This window comes from Jeotgalibaca arthritidis, assembly GCF_011100465.1.
GTDB classification, from domain to species: domain Bacteria; phylum Bacillota; class Bacilli; order Lactobacillales; family Aerococcaceae; genus Jeotgalibaca; species Jeotgalibaca arthritidis.
In genome coordinates, this window is the sequence record NZ_CP049740.1 from 24226 (window position 1) to 43362 (window position 19137).

At 36.6% G+C, this 19137-nt stretch carries 16 protein-coding genes and 1 pseudogene; 7 read left to right on the forward strand and 10 right to left on the reverse strand.

Annotated features, from left to right (window positions below):
- Nucleotides 1-298: 298 nt before the first annotated feature.
- Both G7057_RS00180 and G7057_RS00185 read right to left on the reverse strand, forming a co-directional pair.
- On the reverse strand, nt 299-775 hold the full coding sequence (locus tag G7057_RS00180; RefSeq protein ID WP_076765742.1) for a hypothetical protein: 477 nt from the start codon (nt 773-775) through the stop codon (nt 299-301).
- Nucleotides 776-1080: 305 nt separating this feature from the next.
- Nucleotides 1081-1530 (reverse strand): hypothetical protein, encoded by a 450-nt coding sequence (locus G7057_RS00185; protein ID WP_166160502.1) that lies wholly within the window; start codon nt 1528-1530, stop codon nt 1081-1083.
- An 83-nt stretch (nt 1531-1613) separates the two neighbouring features.
- Between G7057_RS00185 and G7057_RS00190 the strand changes: the two genes are divergently transcribed.
- Both G7057_RS00190 and G7057_RS00195 read left to right on the forward strand, forming a co-directional pair.
- A complete protein-coding gene (locus tag G7057_RS00190; protein WP_166160503.1) occupies nt 1614-2264 on the forward strand; it encodes a uracil-DNA glycosylase in 651 nt (216 codons plus the stop codon).
- A gap of 72 nt (nt 2265-2336) precedes the next feature.
- A complete protein-coding gene (locus G7057_RS00195; protein ID WP_166160504.1) occupies nt 2337-3056 on the forward strand; it encodes a helix-turn-helix domain-containing protein in 720 nt (239 codons plus the stop codon).
- Nucleotides 3057-3096: 40 nt separating this feature from the next.
- Here G7057_RS00195 and G7057_RS00200 read toward each other — a convergent pair whose 3' ends face one another.
- The gene (locus G7057_RS00200) at nt 3097-6135 is read right to left on the reverse strand and encodes a type I restriction endonuclease subunit R (protein ID WP_193566106.1); all 3039 of its coding nucleotides are present in this window, start codon (nt 6133-6135) and stop codon (nt 3097-3099) included.
- 107 nt (nt 6136-6242) lie between these two features.
- Between G7057_RS00200 and G7057_RS00205 the strand changes: the two are divergent.
- Nucleotides 6243-7412 (forward strand): annotated as a pseudogene (locus G7057_RS00205) (restriction endonuclease subunit S); the annotation flags it as partial.
- Nucleotides 7413-7462: 50 nt separating this feature from the next.
- On the opposite strand, the gene G7057_RS00210 reads toward G7057_RS00205, so the two are convergent.
- The 3 genes from G7057_RS00210 to G7057_RS00220 form a co-directional block, all read right to left on the reverse strand.
- Nucleotides 7463-8392, reverse strand: a complete 930-nt coding sequence (locus G7057_RS00210) for a site-specific integrase (protein ID WP_193566090.1) — start codon at nt 8390-8392, stop codon at nt 7463-7465.
- 75 nt (nt 8393-8467) lie between these two features.
- Nucleotides 8468-9610 carry a restriction endonuclease subunit S gene (locus G7057_RS00215; RefSeq protein ID WP_166160507.1) on the reverse strand — a complete coding sequence of 381 codons (1143 nt, stop codon included), beginning with the start codon at nt 9608-9610 and terminating at the stop codon, nt 8468-8470.
- Nucleotides 9603-11225: a type I restriction-modification system subunit M gene (locus G7057_RS00220; protein ID WP_166160508.1), complete on the reverse strand. Its 1623-nt coding sequence runs from the start codon at nt 11223-11225 to the stop codon at nt 9603-9605. The genes G7057_RS00215 and G7057_RS00220 overlap by 8 nt, the downstream gene beginning before the upstream one ends.
- Nucleotides 11226-11380: 155 nt before the next feature.
- Between G7057_RS00220 and G7057_RS00225 the strand changes: the two genes are divergently transcribed.
- Both G7057_RS00225 and G7057_RS00230 read left to right on the forward strand, forming a co-directional pair.
- Nucleotides 11381-12682 (forward strand): Y-family DNA polymerase, encoded by a 1302-nt coding sequence (locus G7057_RS00225; protein ID WP_227004606.1) that lies wholly within the window; start codon nt 11381-11383, stop codon nt 12680-12682.
- A complete protein-coding gene (locus G7057_RS00230; RefSeq protein WP_166160509.1) occupies nt 12682-13044 on the forward strand; it encodes a hypothetical protein in 363 nt (120 codons plus the stop codon). The genes G7057_RS00225 and G7057_RS00230 overlap by 1 nt, the downstream gene beginning before the upstream one ends.
- 48 nt (nt 13045-13092) lie before the next feature.
- Here the strand turns inward: G7057_RS00230 and G7057_RS00235 are convergent, their stop codons facing one another.
- Nucleotides 13093-14547: a DEAD/DEAH box helicase gene (locus G7057_RS00235; protein ID WP_166160510.1), complete on the reverse strand. Its 1455-nt coding sequence runs from the start codon at nt 14545-14547 to the stop codon at nt 13093-13095.
- Between the two features lie 156 nt (nt 14548-14703).
- Here G7057_RS00235 and G7057_RS00240 point away from each other — a divergent pair, with 156 nt between their 5' ends.
- Nucleotides 14704-15072 (forward strand): DUF2500 domain-containing protein, encoded by a 369-nt coding sequence (locus tag G7057_RS00240; protein ID WP_166160511.1) that lies wholly within the window; start codon nt 14704-14706, stop codon nt 15070-15072.
- Between the two features lie 308 nt (nt 15073-15380).
- Here G7057_RS00240 and G7057_RS00245 read toward each other — a convergent pair whose 3' ends face one another.
- Nucleotides 15381-16193, reverse strand: a complete 813-nt coding sequence (locus G7057_RS00245; protein WP_166160512.1) for an alpha/beta hydrolase — start codon at nt 16191-16193, stop codon at nt 15381-15383.
- Nucleotides 16174-16665, reverse strand: coding sequence for a family 43 glycosylhydrolase (locus G7057_RS00250; RefSeq protein WP_166160513.1), 492 nt, complete (start codon nt 16663-16665; stop codon nt 16174-16176). The genes G7057_RS00245 and G7057_RS00250 overlap by 20 nt, the downstream gene beginning before the upstream one ends.
- A gap of 214 nt (nt 16666-16879) precedes the next feature.
- Between G7057_RS00250 and G7057_RS00255 the strand changes: the two genes are divergently transcribed.
- On the forward strand, nt 16880-18064 hold the full coding sequence (locus G7057_RS00255; RefSeq protein ID WP_166160514.1) for an EAL domain-containing protein: 1185 nt from the start codon (nt 16880-16882) through the stop codon (nt 18062-18064).
- Nucleotides 18065-18113: 49 nt separating this feature from the next.
- Here G7057_RS00255 and mgrA read toward each other — a convergent pair whose 3' ends face one another.
- Nucleotides 18114-19103 carry an L-glyceraldehyde 3-phosphate reductase gene (gene mgrA, locus G7057_RS00260; protein WP_166160515.1) on the reverse strand — a complete coding sequence of 330 codons (990 nt, stop codon included), beginning with the start codon at nt 19101-19103 and terminating at the stop codon, nt 18114-18116.
- Between the last annotated feature and the right edge of the window lie 34 nt (nt 19104-19137).

Genomic DNA, 19137 nt, shown 5'->3' on the forward strand with positions numbered 1-19137 from the left:
GCCTCCATTATTCTCATAATATATTTTAACAAATCCTTGTTTGGTAAATGAATATCATTACTTTTACTAAAATACAGTTTTAAACAAGTGTTATAAAATAAGAATATCAAAGATGTAATTCTTATACCAGAATTATATTATTTGATTTTTCTAATAATCGGAATTAAAACGTTTTAATCGTGACCTCTTATGTTTTATTGAATAAAAAAGAGCTGATTCGGCCAAATTCGTATCATTTTTTAGCACAAATTGAAACATCCCCTTATTAGCTGATTCGCCTTTAAGAGGATGTTTATTCTTAAGATAGAGCACCTGACAAATGTCGATTCGGTTTACTTCCTAGTTCACGAATGAGGCGCCCTTCACTATCGTAAAGGAAGCTTCTTGCTCGTTGGACATCTGCCATTGCTAAGACTAGTCGATCCCGAAACGGCTCTGCTAGCTCATCAAACAAGTAAAACTCTTCATCTATCATATATTTTGATCGTAAAGATTGAATTTCTCCAGCTTTTTTTAAACGATAAGAACGGGATGGTAACTTTTCAGAAATTGTTCGTTTCTCAATCCGATACACATAATCATGATTCCCATAAGTAATTTCTAAAGCGCCCGAATTAGTGCGATTATAATTAACATTAGCATGCTTTTCTTTATGCAATTCCCACCACGCTTTAATGCCGTCAATCGCTTCTTCTTCAGTCAAATAGCTACCGTGTTCTTTTCGAATGTCGTTGTATCTGCCTTGCCAATAGTTCGTATAAACGGTTTGTGTCATATAATCGCTCCTTTTTTAATCTATCTTTAATGTATCAGAATTAGTAAGCGTTTTCAACTTTATAATATAAGAAAAGCGCACAAGTCCGCCTTGGCCTATGAAAAAATAGGAAATTTGACCCTGAATTGTCAGGAGACTTCACGCTTCAGCGGGTTAGTCGAATGATATGCGTTAGCGAGCAGCGAAGCGCGCAATGGGGCAAATTTATCTTTTTTTCACTAGGTCAGGACTTGGGAGCTAGACATTGATGGCTGAACTTATAATCCCCTAGTCAACTAAAAAAGACTGATTGAACGCGTGATGGTTCAATCAGTCTTTTTGATTAGATTATTCCAGTTTGTGTTTTTCAAGTAATCTAGGTGATCCATTTGCCAAGTCATGCCTAATTTGGTTTCAACGTTCGGTTTGTGATTGATTTTTAAAACAAGAGGATTCAACTCCCCTTTTAAGGCTATGATGAGTTTATCATGTGACCATTTTTTCTTTAATTTAGTTTCTTTTATATCACTGTAGGGAATAAGAGCTACTTCCCCTGATAAGCTGCCATCTAAACGGATTTCTAATAGAACGAGTTGATGGTGATCAAAAATAACAATCATGTGGTTCATGGCTAATACAGCCAATTTGCCGTAAGCGATAGATACCATCATCGTTGGATCAGCATAGGCATAAATATAATTTTGATTGAGTTCTGTCGTTGGGCTAATCGTTTTCAGCTGTTTCTTAATCAGAACTGGCCAGTCCCAGTCGGTCATCGTTAATGCCCCCTTTTTCGTATTGTTTGCTAAATGTTACTTCAAATTTTATCATAAGATTAACAAAAGGAGGCGACATCTTTATGGAATACCCACAAGATTTGCTTAACGAAGTCAGCGAAAAAACGAAGTCATTTCAATTGGAAGGCTTCTTAGGAGGAAAAGGACCTCTTGATGCGGTCGCCATGTTAGTCGGTGAAGCTCCTGGTCAAACAGAACTTATTAGTCGCATCCCCTTTAGCGGTCAAGCGGGAAAAGAGTTGGATATGGAATTGAAACAGGTTAATCTCAGTCGATCGGATATTTACATTACGAGTTCGGTGCGAAGTCGCCCGTTTAAAATAAAAAGTAAGGTTGATAAAACAGGAAAAACGATTAATAGTTACCCAAACCGTACTCCTACGAAAGCAGAAGTAAAAGCGTCAGCTCCCTTACTAGATTATGAAATCCAAACCATACAGCCCAAAATTATTGCGCCCATGGGCAACATTGCCCTCCAACGTCTTCTCGGAAATGCCTATACTATTTCAACTTATCATGGTCAATTATTAGAGAGCCCTATTTATAAGATTTCTGATGATCGTTCTCGCTATGAAAAAACTGAAGAGAGTTATTTAATTTTTCCTATCTATCACCCAGCCGCTGTTTTATATAAGCGCTCTTTAAAAGAGACCGTTTCAACAGACTGGCAAACATTAGTTAAGCTAATTAGGGAACATACTGATAAAGAATAAAATCAACCCCATGTTGCTGATTGTTATCATTTGTTATATAATTACAACAAGAATGATAATAGAGGTGATAAAATGGAGCATAAACAAGATCGTCTACTATCGACAAATGAGGTTGCTGAACGATTACATATTCATCCTAATACCGTTCGTAATATGTTACGTGATGGTCGTCTTCAAGCTATCAAAACACGCGGACGCACAGGGCAATATCGGTTTAGACAAAGTGATGTTGATTTGTTTTTAGAGTCTGAAGGTGAAGTCGAATTATTTGAACCTAGCTTCCCTGTTCAAGTTCCTACTGTTGAAGCAGTCATCGAGCAAATTGAACCCCTAGACTACTTAAGTAAATACACCAATCCCTTTCATATTTTTGGTAGTTACCTTGAGCCCCTTTCTCCTGAACGCTATAGCAAGGAATTAACGGGTAAAGCTGCTATTTGGGTAGAAGAAAGCTTACGTCAAGTTCAACTTCATTTAAGTGAATATGGTTTTGCTACGGAAATGATGAAGCAACTAGGTGTCGGTGTTTCTTTGAAAAAAGATCGTTTAGGCAAATGGTTTATAACCTGTTCCCTTATTTTTAAAGACAACGACGGTATCTATATCCTTGATGGCACCCTACAACAGTTCCATCCAGAATTAGATAAAGGCCTTGTTCTTATTGATTGGGCAGACCGAGATAGCTACTACATTGGCTTAAAGGCCATCACACAAGATAGCTTCCACCAAGCTATGCGAGATTCTAGCGGTAGAGCCTTTAAGGAATTGGTGAAGGATATTAAACGGCAGTAAAAATGAGTGCAACCTTTTAACATAGGTTGCACTCATTTTTTTATCTTTGCTGCAAAGGTAAAATTTCCTCATTCATAATATCGTTTAATTCTTTTCGAACATTCTTCCAATAACGTAATTTAGGTACTGGGTCTTCTGCTGATAATTTATACCCTTCATAATCAGATGATTGTTTAAGTTCACTTTCTCCGCTTTGTTTCTCTTTTTTAGGATTATAGTTTGCCACTACATAACTAAGATCTTCTTCTTTTACGTGCCATTTTTTCGAGAAGCCATGTACGACATTTTCCCTTGTCTTTTCAACTCTATCTTGGAGTATATAAGAAATATTTTGATCACGATATCTTTCTGGCTCTTGTAAAATATCATTCCAAAGATTTCTCATTAACAATGAGAGTTTTGGATTTGTTTGTGATAGTTCATCTAAGTATTTATTAACTTCTTGGGTTGCTTTACCATCTTCCTTAGCAAGCAATTCATATTCATCATCACCACTAGGTACAAACGCTTGGATTAACATCAAAATATACTCATAATTTATCTCTTCTGTTTTTATTGACTCTAATTCATATTCAATATCTATTTCAATAATTTCAGCATCAACGGGTTCTGTTCTTATTTTTTCAATTGCATTTACATATTTGCCTCTTAACTCTTCTATTTTTGACATCTCTATAGGGAATATTGTTCCGAGCTGATCTTCTTCAAAATTAGAATAAACTTGCACTGCTGTAAATGTCCGATCTAACGTTTGGAAAGCTTTCACAAAACGCTTCAAACCAATCTTATTTAAGCTATCTACCTCCGATGGATCATTTACAATTTCTTCAAGCTCGTTAATAGCATTAATAAACCGATCTCTTGCTTCCTCCCAAGTTGGCGCTAAAACGTCATTCTCTCCTCCATTTGAATAAAGGATCAATGCTTCTTTCACACGTTCTTCAAACGTTTTAGGTATTTGGAATGTTACAACTTGGCCATATTTTTTATATTTATTAATTAAGCGATTTGTTCTGGAAAAAGCCTGTATTAAGTCGTGTGGCTTCATCGGTTGTCGATCAATAAATAATGTTGACAAACTTGGCGCATCAAAGCCTGTTAATAATCGGTCAACTACAATTACTAAATCAAGCTGTTCTGAACGAACTTTATATCGTTCCTTCTTGCGAGCTAATCTCTCATTTACATTACCGTTATATGCGCGTAGTGTTTCCATAGAAAAATTAGTATCAAATTCTTCATTATAATCTCTAATTGATTCTTTCATCTTTTCTTGATTCGTAATCGATGCTTCTTCGTTTTCAGATATTGAATAAGTGATGGCTACCTTAGGGAAATCCGGCAGCCTTTTTTTGGTCTGCTCGCTAATGGTAACGGATGTTTTTCCTGCTTTCACTTTTTTAAATAAGTCATAATATCTCTGTGCTTGGGCAATCGATGATGTCGTTAAAATTGCACTAAATGTTTCTCCTGAGCCTTGAATGTTGAACCCTAATTTTTTACGTGACTTATTGATAATTGAGTTAATAACTTCAAGCATATGCTGCTCATTTTCATAAATACTGTTAGGCAAGCGTGCTTCTTTCTCTTCTAGATCCATCATGCTAACATGTTCTTCACTTTTTCCTTCTACTGTACTGATAATCCTATCAAGCTCATCTTCTGAAAAAGTTGATTTGTACTCTACTTGAAAGCCTAATACTGCGCTGTCATGTATCGCTTCTTTTACGGTATATTCATGCAACTTTTCTCCATAAAGTTGAGCTGTAGTTCGAGCTAAGTTACCAACTTCTTTTTTAGCATTTTCTTTAAATATCGGTGTTCCTGTAAAACCATACCACAACGAATGGATAAAGAATTCTTCAATTTCTTGCTTCTTCATTGCGCTTACTGCACGATGGCATTCATCAACAACAAATGCAATTTTACGTTGCGTTAACTTTTCATAGCGCTTTGTTCCCTCTTGCTTAGCAAATCTCTTCATCACATGATTTAACTTTTGAATAGTCGTAATAATAAGAGTCCTATCCTCTGATAATAGTTTTTTTATGAGGTCGTTGACATTATCTGTTTCATTAATTTCAATGACATCATTTTTAGAATATGACGTAAATGAGGCGGTTGTCTGTTGGTCTAAGTCTACCCTATCAACAATAAAAATTGTTTTATCAATTGATGGAATTTGTAATAAGTTTCTAGCTACCTTATAGGATGTCAGTGTCTTTCCTGATCCCGTAGTGTGCCAAACATATCCAGACTTCATTTCTCCAGATGCTTTCTTTACAGCCTCTATTGCATGAATTTGGTATGGCCTTAAAACAATTAAATTCTTTTTATCATAGTCAATAACTGTATACTGTGTCACCATTTTATGCGCCATTGGGATAGATAACACATCCTCAGCAAACTCTAAATAATCTGTTACTGGATGATTATCCCCATCCACCCATTTAGTTAAAAACTGCTCGTTTAGCTTTGTACTAGCCGAAATATAACGTGTATCCGACCCATTTGTAACTACAAACATTTGAAGAGTAGAATAAATCCCAGTAAATTTAGCTTCTTTTATATATTTTTGTATTTGTCTAAACGCATCCATATAAGGATGGTTTCTATTCTTCAACTCTATATGAATCATTGGCAAACCATTGATTAACAGCGTAACATCGAATCTTCTATTTAAATCTTCAAATGATCGTTTATCTGATTTAAATTGATTAATAACTTCGTAAGATGATATTCCACCTGCAACATCTTGACGATTAATGACTCTTAGTCGAATTATTCCTAGACTAGCATCTTCACGTTGGACTTCAACTTTTGCGATACCATTCTCTCCAGTTAACCACTCAGCAGCTTTATAAAAGCTAGAAAAATTCAACTGGTTTTTTATTTGATAAAATTCCTGTTCAGTAAGAGGTCTATCTTTTAAAATATCTTTATTATTATTTTCTAGTTTTTGGCGGAAATTCTCCCATAAATCTTCTTCAGTACGTAAGTCTTCTCGATAGGTCCACTGAGAATCACCATTTATAAGCTTATTAATTAATGTATCTTCTAATACTTGCTCAGGCGTCATTTTAAGCAACTAAAATCCCCCTCTTCTACTTATAGTCTATTAAAATAAGTATATCATTTTAGTTATGAATTTAGTGAAGAAAGTTACAAAATCATTATTATTTCCCTTGGGAACAGCGTAAGTTGGGGGAAGTAGCAGAAATTGTTGGTGGTGGAACACCAAGCACTGGAATTTCTGAATATTGGGGTGGTGATATTGATTGGTATTCTCCAGCTGAGATAGGTAATCAAATCTATGTGACAGAGAGCCAAAAGAAAATTACTGAGTTTGGTCTTCAAAAGAGTTCAGCAAAAATTCTTCCTGTTGGTACCGTTCTTTTTACATCAAGAGCTGGAATTGGAAATACAGCTATTTTGGCTAAACAAGGCTCGACAAATCAAGGGTTTCAATCAATATTGCCTAGGGAAAATATTCTTGATTCATATTTTATTTTCTCAAGAACTAATGAATTAAAAAAATATGGTGAAGTAACAGGAGCTGGTTCAACATTTGTAGAAGTTTCTGGAAAACAGATGGCACAAATGCCAATTCGTATTCCAAGTTTTGATGAACAGAGAAAAATCGGCACCTTTTTCAAACAACTAGATGACACCATCACCCTTCATCAGCGTAAATTAGAGCAATTAGAACTGCTTAAACGGGCATTATTACAGAAATTATTTCCGAAAACAGGCGAGACTGTTCCTGAATTACGATTTAGAGGTTTTAATGAATCTTGGGAACAAAGCAAGTGGATTGATACAGTCGATATGTCTACTAATATGGTTAATCCAAAGACAGGTGAATATGACAATCTACCACATATTGGTCCAGGAAATATAGAATCATTTTCAGGAAGATTACTAGATAATGTGAAATCTGTAAAAGAGGATAATTTAATTAGTGGAAAATTCAAGTTTTATTCTGGAGATATTATTTATGGGAAAATTAATCCTCAGTTAGCAAAATATGTTCATATAGATTTCGAAGGATTAGCAAGTGCAGATGCGTATATTTTAAATTCAAAAAAAGGAATGGTTCAAGAGTTCCTATACACTATTTTACAAACAAAGAATTTTTATAATTATTCAGTTTCTGTTTCTATGAGAACAGGAATGCCTAAAATAAACAGAGATGAATTAAATCAATATAATTTTCTTTCTCCTTCTAAGAGTGAGGAACAAATTAAACTAGGTGATTTGTTCAAAAAAATTGATGAGACTATCGCACTTCATCAAAGAAAAATAAACGGTTACCAACAATTTAAAAAATCTCTTCTAGCAAAAATGTTTATCTGAAAAAGCATCATATTCCCTTTCTACATGGGGGAATATGATGCTTTTTTAATTTAACCTAACATAGCTAAATGTCGTATAATCTTGTCATTATCCTGGTTCTCTAATTCTTGGATAATATGCAAGTAGGTTTCTTGAGTCGTGGACATACTGGAGTGTCCCAATCGTCTAGCGACACTGGCTATTGATACACCTGCAAATAATAACAACGAAGCATGTGTATGTCTTAAACTGTGAAGGGTAATTATGGGGATGCTGGCCTGCATGCATAATATATTCAATCGTTTGTTAATGGTAGAATTAAAAACTCTTGTTTCAACAAATATGGGTTTATCTTTTTCTAGATTTTTAACTAAATTAGAGAATTGCATTGTAATCTGCCAATCAATCGGTATTTTTCTTACTGAAGATTTGTTTTTGGTTGGTTGGAATGTCCCAACAGATGTTTTATAGTTCCATGTTTTATTAACTGTCAGTGTTTGATTAAAAAAATCAAAATCTTCTGGTGTAAGTGCTAAGGCCTCAGAAAATCTAAGGCCTGTCTTTGCTATTAATAATATAAACCAGTCCCAATTTAATTCTTGTGTAAGATTTAATTGTTTTAGTAATGCTTGTAGTTCGAATTGATTTAAAAATTTCTGTCTCTTTTCTTTTGGTTCTTTTCCTTTAATAATTATTTTTCGTGTTGGGTTTGAAGTAATTAAACCTTCTTCCACAGCATCGAGAACCGCTCCTTTTATTTGATGGTGGAAGTCCATAGTCGTTTGTTTCTCATGAGTAAGTGCATAATCATTTAGCAATGTTTGATATGTTGTTCGTGTCAACTCACACAATTTGAGATCAGGAGCCAGCTCTTGAATTTTCTTTTTTGTCATATAATATTTATTTAAAGTAATATCTCTAACCGCCCCAACTTTATATAATTCCACCCATCCCTCAAAATATATATGAAATAATTTACTTGATTCATCTTTCTTGTTCAATAAAAAAACCTCCTAATAGTATCTAGGTGCAAGACACCTAAACACATATTAGGAGATTAAGAGTAAATATAAAAATCAAATAAACATTTTTTGCAGGAGAGAGTTTTTTATTTTTGTTAAATTTTTTATTTTATTTTGATTAAGAGTAATAATGCGATCGAATTGACTAAACAATTCTCCAATCTTCACCTGTTCAGTACTGTTTTTAGTATAATAGATTACCTCACTTTTAAGGATTGATAAATGTCTTTTATAACCTTGAGATTTAGGCTTAAAGCGCTCTAACATTGTATATAAGTATTTTCCGTTAAAATCTTCTCCACTTAAAATTTTTACTCCATCAGTGGCTATAAAGAAAGGTTTTGATGGTTTATATAAAGAAACCGTATGATCGCCAAATAATGTCACACCATCAAAATTTTGAAAAGGTACGCCATTTGCGTAACCAATAATAGGGTTATCTCCTTGCTGAACAATTTCATACCTGCCATTTTCAACAGATTCAGCCAAGTACTGACGGAAAGGGTGTATTTTAAGCACCTTTTCAAACTTCTCCTGTCCCAAAGGTTCATTAAAGCCCCTAAGCCTTAGTTCAGGAATGGTTTCACCTGCTTTGGGAAATAACTTCTGTAATAATGCCTGTTTAATCAATTCTAATTGTTCTAACTTACGCTGATGAAGAGCGATAGTATCATCAAGCTGCTTGAAAAATGAACCAATCTTAGTCTGTTCTTCTATCTGAGGCACACTAGACTTTATTTGAGATAGTGTTGGAAATTGAACTCGCTGTCTCTCAATCAGCGAACCAGTTGCATATAATTTATACATTTTTATGGCTAGGGGTGACTTTAACCATATACTAAAGTATTTACTATCGAATCCATCTTTAGAAAGCATAGTAATGTAATATCCTGATACAGCAACAGTCTTACCAGTTAGATTTAAATCAACTGCACCTAATGTCATATTCATAGGATTATATATGAATTCATTGTGGTCAACTGATTTAAATTGATCTTCTTTCTTCACCAGAAACTCTCTATTATATCGTTCAGTTTTAGGTGTTAATCCATTCTCAACTGTTAAACTCCATAATTCCAGATTTGACTCTTTCGGATTGACATATTTGGATGTCTGAAAGAATACTTCTCCTAACTTACGCTGTTCCCAATCATCTTCAAACCCTTTAAACCTGATTTCTGGCGCTTTTTTAGTCACTGAAAGCACCACCTTTTGAATCTATACTTGTTAAAAATTCAATAAAGTAGTCTAATTCTTCCTGTGCCTCAGGTGTTGCGGCTGTTAGTTCTTGAGCCATTTTAGCAAGTTCTGCATTGGTTTCGGCAATTTGTCTATCAATATCAGCTAATTCTTTTGAAACTTCTTTTAAGGAGATTGGTTCCTCCTCTTCAAAAGTATCAACGTAGCGAGGGATATTTAAATTGTAGTCATTCTCTACAATCTCTTCAAATGTTGCAAGATGGGCATACTTTTCTACATTATTTCTATTTTTATAAGTTTCTAATATTTTCTGGATATGCTCTTCTTCTAGATTGTTTTGATTTTTAGCTTTAGTAAAGTCGTTTGAAGCATCAATAAAAAGAACATCTTTGCTCTCTCTATTCTTTTTAAGAATAATAACAGTTGTTGGAATGCTTGTACTAAAGAAAATATTTGCTGGTAAACCAATAACTGTATCGATTGCGCCATTTTCTAATAAGCTTTGACGAATTTTACCTTCAGCTGCTCCCCTAAATAAAACACCATGTGGTAGAACAATAGCCATAACACCCGTATCTTTTAAGTGATAATAGCCATGAAGTAAAAATGCAAAATCAGCTTTTGATTTTGGTGCTAAAACGCCATACATAGAGAAGCGAGCATCATCCAAAAAGCCTTTATCTGCAGACCACTTTGCACTATATGGCGGATTCATTAATACACCATCAAAGTTTGTTGGTTCTTCTGTTGGCCAGTCAGCATCCAATGTATCTGCATTATGTAAATGTTGGTTAGCGACGTCTACTCCATGCAGAATCATATTCATACGCGCTAAATTATAGGTAGTTGTATTTAATTCTTGTCCAAAATAATTTATCGTTCCTGGTTGGTTGGATAATTTTTTTACGTTTAATAATAGTGAACCTGATCCCATCGTAGGGTCGTATACACTAAATCCTTTTTGATTCTCTTTTCCTAACAATACAATCTGTGTCATCAATGTTGAAACAGATTGTGGTGTGTAGAATTCACCTGCTTTTTTACCAGAATCAGAGGCGAATTGACTAATTAAATATTCATAAGCATCGCCTAATGCATCACCTTGATGAGCAAGCTCAAGGCTCGCTAGTTCTTTAATAACAGCTGATATGGTCTGATTTTGCTTTTGAGGAGTTGCACCTAATTTTTTAGAATATAAGTCCACGTCTTCAAAAAGATTTTCAAACAATTCATCGCTTTGTTCAATATTTCTAAATCCCTGAACAAGCTCTTCCAATTGGAATTTACCTTTATTAACTCTTTGAACAATAGCAGTAAAAGTCAATTCTGGTTCTAAAGCATATGAATAATCATATTTTAAAGTATCAATCAGATCATCTTTATCTTCTGGGTCATTAAAGGCATCGACATATACTTGTTGAGCCTCATCTAAATTATGAACCTCTTTTTCTAACAGGTCAGCCGCATGATAAAGCATACGATCTGATAAATATTTATAAAAAATAAGTCCTAGTAGATAGTCCTTATACTCACCTGCTCCCATTTTTGAACGCAAAATATCAGCACTATTCCATAGCGCTTGATAAAGTGTTTTTGATTGTTGTTCTTGCATTATTATACCATGCTCCTTTAATTTCAATATGTTGTAGTCAGATAACTATTATTATAACTTACGCTGTGGACAAGCGGAAGTCTTCTAGCAAAACTTTCCTTTTTGTTCCCCTTTACAAATCGAACGTACGTTCTTATAATATGGGTAAAGGAGGATTGATGGTGATGTTCGATTATTCGTCTGAGAGGAGCGACGATATTTTGTGTATCGACGTGAAATCATTTTTCGCTTCTGTTGAGTGTGTGGATCGTGGTTATCATCCGCTAAGAGCTTTACTAGTCGTGATGAGTAATGCTGAAAATGATGGTGGCATTGTCTTAGCTGCCTCTCCCAAGTCTAAAGAAATTCTCGGAATTAACAATGTCACGCGTAAATACGATATACCGCCCCATCCTGATCTCATTGTTGTTCCACCTCGAATGACACGTTATATTGAGAAAAATAATGAGATTAACCAAATCTACCGTCATTTTGTCAGCGATGAAGATTTATATATTTACAGCATTGATGAGTCCTTTCTATCGATTCGCCCTAGTCTAGCCTTATTCAAGGAAAAAACAGCTTACGATATGGCCCGAACTATTCAAAAACAGGTTTATCAGCAAACTGGCCTGTATGTCACCATTGGGATTGGCGATAATATGTTACTAGCTAAGTTAGCGCTAGATATTGAGGCCAAGCATAACCGCGACTTCATTGCTGAATGGCGCTATCAAGATGTTCCCAATAAAATCTGGAAAATAAATGACTTGAGCGATATGTGGGGAATTGGCAGTCGAACAGCACTGAAGCTCAATAAAATGGGCATTCACACGGTTTACGACCTGGCTCATAGTGATTTTTATCAATTAAAAGAAAAGATGGGTATCATCGGTGAGCAGTTGTTTGCCAACGCATGGGGAATTGATCGTAGCAATATTCGCGAGCGCTATAAGCCTCTGGAGAAAAGTTATGGTAATTCGCAAATTTTGCCCAAAGACTACCTTTACCGACATGAAATTAAACTTGTCATTCGTGAAATGGCTGAACAAGTTGCGGCTCGGATTCGTAGGCGACACTGCCAAACGGGATGTGTGAGTTTGTATGTTGGTTACTCTAAATATGAAACGGCAGAAGGTTTCTCTCGTCAACTCAAAATACCACCTACTTCTCATTCTAAAAAATTGGTTGCTTATTGTTTAGAACTGTTTGACAACTATTATGGTGGACAAGCGGTGAGGCGAATTGGAATTTCCTATTCTAAACTAAGCTATAGTTCTGATATTCAATTAGATCTATTTGAGGACCCAGAAAAGCAAATCGCCGAAGAACAACTCGATTATTTGGTAGATAAAATTAGAGAAAAGTATGGCTTTCAGTCACTTGTACACGCTAGCAGTTTACTGGATGGCGCAACTGCCATTCACCGTAGTAGCTTAGTTGGTGGCCATGCTGGCGGAATGGAGGGAATTCAGTGATGAGTAAATATTTAAATGACCACTACCGCGATCGTGGTATGAAAAAATGGGCAGGCTTTTACCTGTCTGAACATTCGTTAGAGCAGGAAAAATATGCTGCAGCGCAGTTAAACATCAATAGACAAAAACCACAAATGGACCTCTACGATATTGGTCAAGTTTTGGAAGAAGCGAGGCTCAAAAACAAACAAGTCGCTATCCAACTGGAAGCAGTTGACAATGAAGGCAATTATTTTGATGATGTGGTTGGCTATCTTAAAGGTGCTGATGCCATGGGTATTTATATTAACCAAGAAAAAATCCATTTTGATGAAATCAGGCACGCCTGTTTATTAGAGAGTCGAAAATGGAGCGCACTATAAGAAAAAGCGCCAAGCTAAGAAGTGATTTCTTAACTTGGCGCTTATTTGTTATTTACGAGCTTTTCTTACTTTTAATTGTTTACCTTTAATCGTTCTGTCTTGCATTTCTGAAATGACGAAGCTACCCTTGCCATTTAGAATTTCGATATAAGTCACGTTTTCTTGAATGGTAATAATGCCAATATCGTCTGCATCCACACCCTTAATATTCGTCAGAGTCCCTACAAAATCAATGGCGCGTAATTTTTTCTTTTTCCCGCCGTTAAAATAAACTTTGGTAATGCCTTTGTTTAAGTCTTTGTTACGTGGTGCTTTTGGTGTCAGGCGACTTTGGCTTTTCTTTTCAAAGGCAGCTTGCATACGCGATACAAGACGTTGGCTCGGCGGAAAGACTTCCGTCAGCTCATCCGTTTCGTCAAAGGCATAATCACGAACCGTTTGCCATTGGTAAGTGTCTTTGTCAGACACCATGGTTAGGGCTAGGCCTTTTCGACCGGCACGACCCGTACGTCCTGTTCGATGAGTGAAGCTTTCTTTTTCAAAAGGAACATCATAGTTAATGACGTGTGTAACAGTGTCTACATCAATTCCTCGTGCAGCAACGTCTGTAGCTACGAGGTACCGTAATTTCCCTAATCGGAAATCACTCATGACAGCTAGGCGATCATCTTGATCCATGCCACCATGTAATTTATCAACAGTTATGCCCTCTTTGCTTAAGAAGGTCACTAAGTCGTCAACGGCACCTTTTGTATTACAGAAAATAATACTCGCATCAGGGTTTTCAATCGTTAGTAAATTAAGTAAGAGTTGTGGCTTATCCATGTCTCCTACTTTAATAAACGATTGCTGAATAGCTGGTTTTGTTTGCTTTGATTCTAATGACAATGCTAGACGGTCAGATTTCATATAAAACTCAGCTAATCGCTCTACTTCAGATGGCATGGTTGCTGAAAACAGCATGGTTTGGCGGTCTGTTGGTAAATAGTCAATAATCGCTTCTACTTGATCAATAAAGCCCATATTTAGCATTTCATCGGCTTCATCCAGTACAAGGCTATTCACTTTATCAACCTTCAAAGTGCCTTCTTGCAAGTGCTCGAGTAAACGACCCGGTGTTCCAACAACAATATGGCTCTTTTGTTTGAGCTCTGATTTTTGGATTTTAAAGGGAGACTTCCCAAAAACAGCTGTCACTTTAATACGTTTTAGGCGGCCGATATTTGTTAATTCTTCTTTAATTTGTAGCGCTAATTCACGTGTGGGTACAATAATTAAAGCTTGTGGCTTATTTTCTTCCCAGATAATTTGTTCGCATAGGGGAATACCAAAGGCAGCTGTTTTCCCACTACCGGTTTGTGACTGAGCCATAATATCTTTTTTAGTTAATGCTGGTGCCAGCACTTCTTCTTGGACAGCTGTTGGTTTGCGGTAGCGCAAGCTAGCTAGAGCTGTCAAGATTTCATTGCTTAGACCGAATGATTCAAATGTTTTGTTTTCCATAATGTCCTACTTTCTTTTTCATCGCTGAATTAGTATAACAGTAACGTCAGAGAAAAAGAACACTTTTAATGATACTATCATGCGATTGCTTAATGGCTTTTCTAAAGGGTATAATGGAAGTAACGATAACGATCGAGCAAATAAAGGAGTGTTGGCATGTTTTTTCTAGTTGAATCATTCATCCCGATCATCTTTATCATGGTAATTGGCACTATTATTTTCCAAGCGGTCAGAGGCATCATAACATGGAATAGCAATAATCAGTCACCGATTCGGTCTGTGGAGGCGCGCGTCACGTCAAAACGGGCAGACATTAAGCGGCACAACAATGTTAATCATGGTCCAGGAGGCATCCATCACAATCATCCGTCGACTTCGACAACTTATTATGTGACCTTTCAATTCGACAGCAACCAGCGTCTTGAATTTCGAATAAGTGGCAAAGAATACGGGCAATTAGCTGAGGGCGATAGCGGCAAATTATCTTATCAAGGTAGCAGATACTTAGACTTTGAGCGGAGATAATAAAAACAAAGAGGTTCGAGCGCTTTTAATGGCTTGAACCTCTTTATTTTTGAGAAATCCAGAGGTTCGGGCGACTTTTTAGTTCTGAACCTCTTTATTTTTGATTAATTCAGAGGTTCGGGCGACTTTTAGGCTCTGAACCTCTTTATTTTTGAGTAATCCAGAGGTTCGGGCGACTTTTAGGCTCTGAACCTCTTTATTTTTGAGTAATCCAGAGGTTCGAGCGCTTTTAATGGCTCTGAACCTCTTTATTTTTAAGTAATTCAGAGGTTCGAACAGCATTTAGGCTCTGAACCTCTTTATTCTATTTAACTAACGTTATGTTTAACCCAAGTTGCAAAGAGTTGCGGCCAAACGGCAACGGCTTCGTCACGCTCGTAATCTCCTCTGCCGCCTGTTTCATGTGTCGCTAAACTTAATCCGTGGCCTCCTTTAGGGAAGATATGTAATTCGTAAGGGACACCCGCTTTTCGCAAAGCATCTGCAAAAAGCAAACTATTTTCTGCTGGTACAAGACCGTCTTCTAGCGTGTGCCACAAGAATGTTGGTGGCGTTAATGCACTCACCCGTTTCTCCAGAGATAGCTCGTCTTTTAAGCTGGCATAATTGTCTGCCAGCAAAGCCTTAAAGGATCCTTCATGGGCAAATTCGCCACTTGATAAGACAGGATAAGCTAGCAATAAGCCATTTGGTTGCCAGTCTTCTTTCTTTCCACCTAATGCTTGCACTAAATGGTCGTCTTGCCACAAGACACCTAAGCTAGCAGCTAAATGACCACCAGCTGAAAAGCCAGCTACAATAATTCGCTCTGGATCAACGTGCCAGTCGTCACTATTTTGACGGACTAATCGTACGGCACTGGCTAATTCTTCAAGAGCTTTTGGATAAACTGCCGGTTTTACGCTGTATTCTAGCACAAACGCCTGATAACCGTAGCTCATCATCTTCACTGCGATTGGCTCTGCCTCTCGATCGGATAAAAATTCATAGCCGCCACCGGGACAAATAATAATCGCCGGCCGTTTACGATTTATATCAATCTCAGGCGAATTTTCAATAACATAGGTCGTTAAACGTGCGGAACTTTTTTCATAAAATGAATCAATTGTTTGATGAATCATGTGACACTCCCCCTAATTGGCGCACATAAATATCTTTATGCGTACCCGAATAATAAACCGTACCATCATCATCGACAAAAAGTGATGGGTCAATGCCCGGTGTGTCTAGCCAAATCGGATCAGACCATTCACCGCGAATATCGTCCGTCCAAATCAAAAAGTTCCCTTGGGCAAAATCATCATCGGCAACATTGGTACAGACCATATAAAAACGGCCGTTAATCTCCCGAATGGTTGGCGCATAAAGACCAAAGGCATTCGGAATTTTACGTGATAAGGTCATTTGTTCCGGTCGTGATAGGCCGTGACTAACCAGTTCCCAATCAATTAAATTTTTACTGTGATAAACAGGTAATCCTGGGAAAAATTCAAAGGTACTCGTTGCTAAATAAAAATCATCCCCAACACGACAAATACTGGGGTCAGGGTTAAACCCTTTAATAATCGGATTAGTATAGGTATAAGTGGTCATAGCAGACTCCTTTCATATAAAACGCTTACACCCTATTATAAATCATTTATAAAAAGATATACCATCATATTTAGACCATTCACCTTTAAAATTAGACTTTCGTACTGAAAATATATTTATTCAGATAAATTCACTACAAAAATAGTATATTTAGCCGATAACTATACTATAATAAACTATAAAAGAACCAACTCTTTTAAGATGGAGGTGTGAAATGATTAGCCAGGAGGAGTCCCTAAAAAGCATTATCGAAGAAAAACGAATACGGAGTGTCTTTCAACCAATAGTATCGCTAGAAAATGGTGATATTTTGGGCTATGAAGCACTGAGCAGGATTGTTGGCGAAAGTGCGTTTGAGAATACGGAGCAATTATTTGTGGCTGCTAAACAATATGACTTATTATGGCCACTAGACTTATTGTGTCGAACAAGAGCTTTTGAGGCTGTTCAAACCTTTATAACACCTGATTTTAATAAGAAAATATTTGTAAATATTAATCCTAATATTATGACGAACTATTCTTTAGAAGAGAGTTTTTCTAAATCGTTTTTAGAGCAGTATGGTATCTCTCCTACTCATATCATTTTCGAGATAACAGAACGAACGGTTATTGATGATATGAGTGGCTTTAAAGCGACGATTGAACATTATAAAAATCAAGATTATAAAATCGCAATTGATGACACTGGCGCTGGCCACTCCGGCCTTAATCTGATTAGTGATGTTGACCCCAACTACATTAAGTTGGATATGAATTTGATTCGCAATATTCATTTGAGTAATATCAAGAGTGCCCTCGTTAAAGGAATGGTTGAATTTTCTAAAGTTTCAAATATTAAATTAATTGCAGAAGGCATTGAAACCTATCCCGAACTTGAAGCGATCATTAAATTAGGTGTTCACTACGGCCAAGGTCATTATTTCCAAAAACCTGAAACGGCTATTCAAGCTATCCAACCAACTGTCATTAAAACAATTGAAACGCTTAACGAGAAATCGCAGCTGAGTCAACAGCATAAACAGACGATTGACAGTCTATCTACTCAAACAGATGTCTTTTCACCGGATGATACGATTGGTGAGGTCTATACTTATTTTATGAACGATCCGGAATGTTTAGCCTTAGCAGTTGTCAAAGACAAGCGACCGGTTGGGTTGATTAGTCAAAAGGCTATTTTAGAATGGATGGAAGAAGAAAACCAACACTCTACAAAAATTGCGAATGTGATGAATAAGCAATTCTTATCTGTGGACCGCTGTACACCTATCAATACGGTTTCCCATTTAGCAATGGCTCGCTCAAACCATAAAGTTTATGAGCGAGTGATCGTCACAGAAAACAATTTGTTTTATGGTACTGTTACGGTCAAAACGATTCTCGAAACACTAACCGATTAAACGAGCTAAAAGGAGCAGGGAAATGATTCCCCTGCTCCTTTTTTAGCCTTTATTTTGCTAATATACGATCAATTTCTGCTAATTCTTCTGCTGAGAAATCAAGATTTTGAAGGGCTTTTAAGTTGTCCTCCAATTGGCTGACACGCGATGCCCCAATTAACACACTTGAAACCACAGGCTGACGCAAGTTCCAAGCTAGAGCCATTTCAGCCAATGTTTGACCACGTTTCTCTGCGACCGCGTTTAATTGGCGAACCGTATTGATGGTGTTATCGACATTTTCTGCTGACAAGAATGGGCTATCTGAACGATGCGCACGAGAATCTTCCGGAATACCATTTAAATAGCGGTTGGTTAATAACCCTTGTGCCAATGGACTAAAGACAATCGCACCCAATTCTTCTTCGGCTAATACATCTGTTAAGCCATCTTCAATCCAACGATTAAACATATTATAAGCAGGTTGATGGATAATAAATGGCGTATGCCATTCTTTAAACCATTTCGAAATCTCTGCTGTTTGTTCAGGCGAATAATTTGAAACCCCAATATACAAGGCTTTTCCTTGTTTAACCAATAAATCAAGTGCTTGAGCTGTTTCAATAATTGGCGTGTTTGGATCTGGACGATGGTGGTAGAAAATATCAACATAGTCTAATCCCATCCGCTGTAAACTTTGATTACAGCTAGCGATAATACTCTTTTTAGAACCCCACTCACCATAAGGACCTGGCCACATATAATAACCTGCCTTAGACGAAATAATAAGCTCGTCACGATAAGCTTTAAAATCTTCCTTAAACAAACGACCAAAGTTTGTTTCAGCCGACCCAGCTGGTGGACCATAGTTATTAGCTAAATCAAAATGGGTAATGCCATTATCAAAGGCAGTTCTTAAAATAGCACGTTGGTTTTCGAGTGAATCAACATCGCCAAAGTTATGCCATAAGCCTAGTGAAATTGCCGGTAATTTCAAACCAGACTTACCCACTTGACGATAACTCATATTCTTATAACGGTTTTCATTTGCTTGATACATCATCACGCCCCGTTTCTTATTTGTCTTTCTCTAT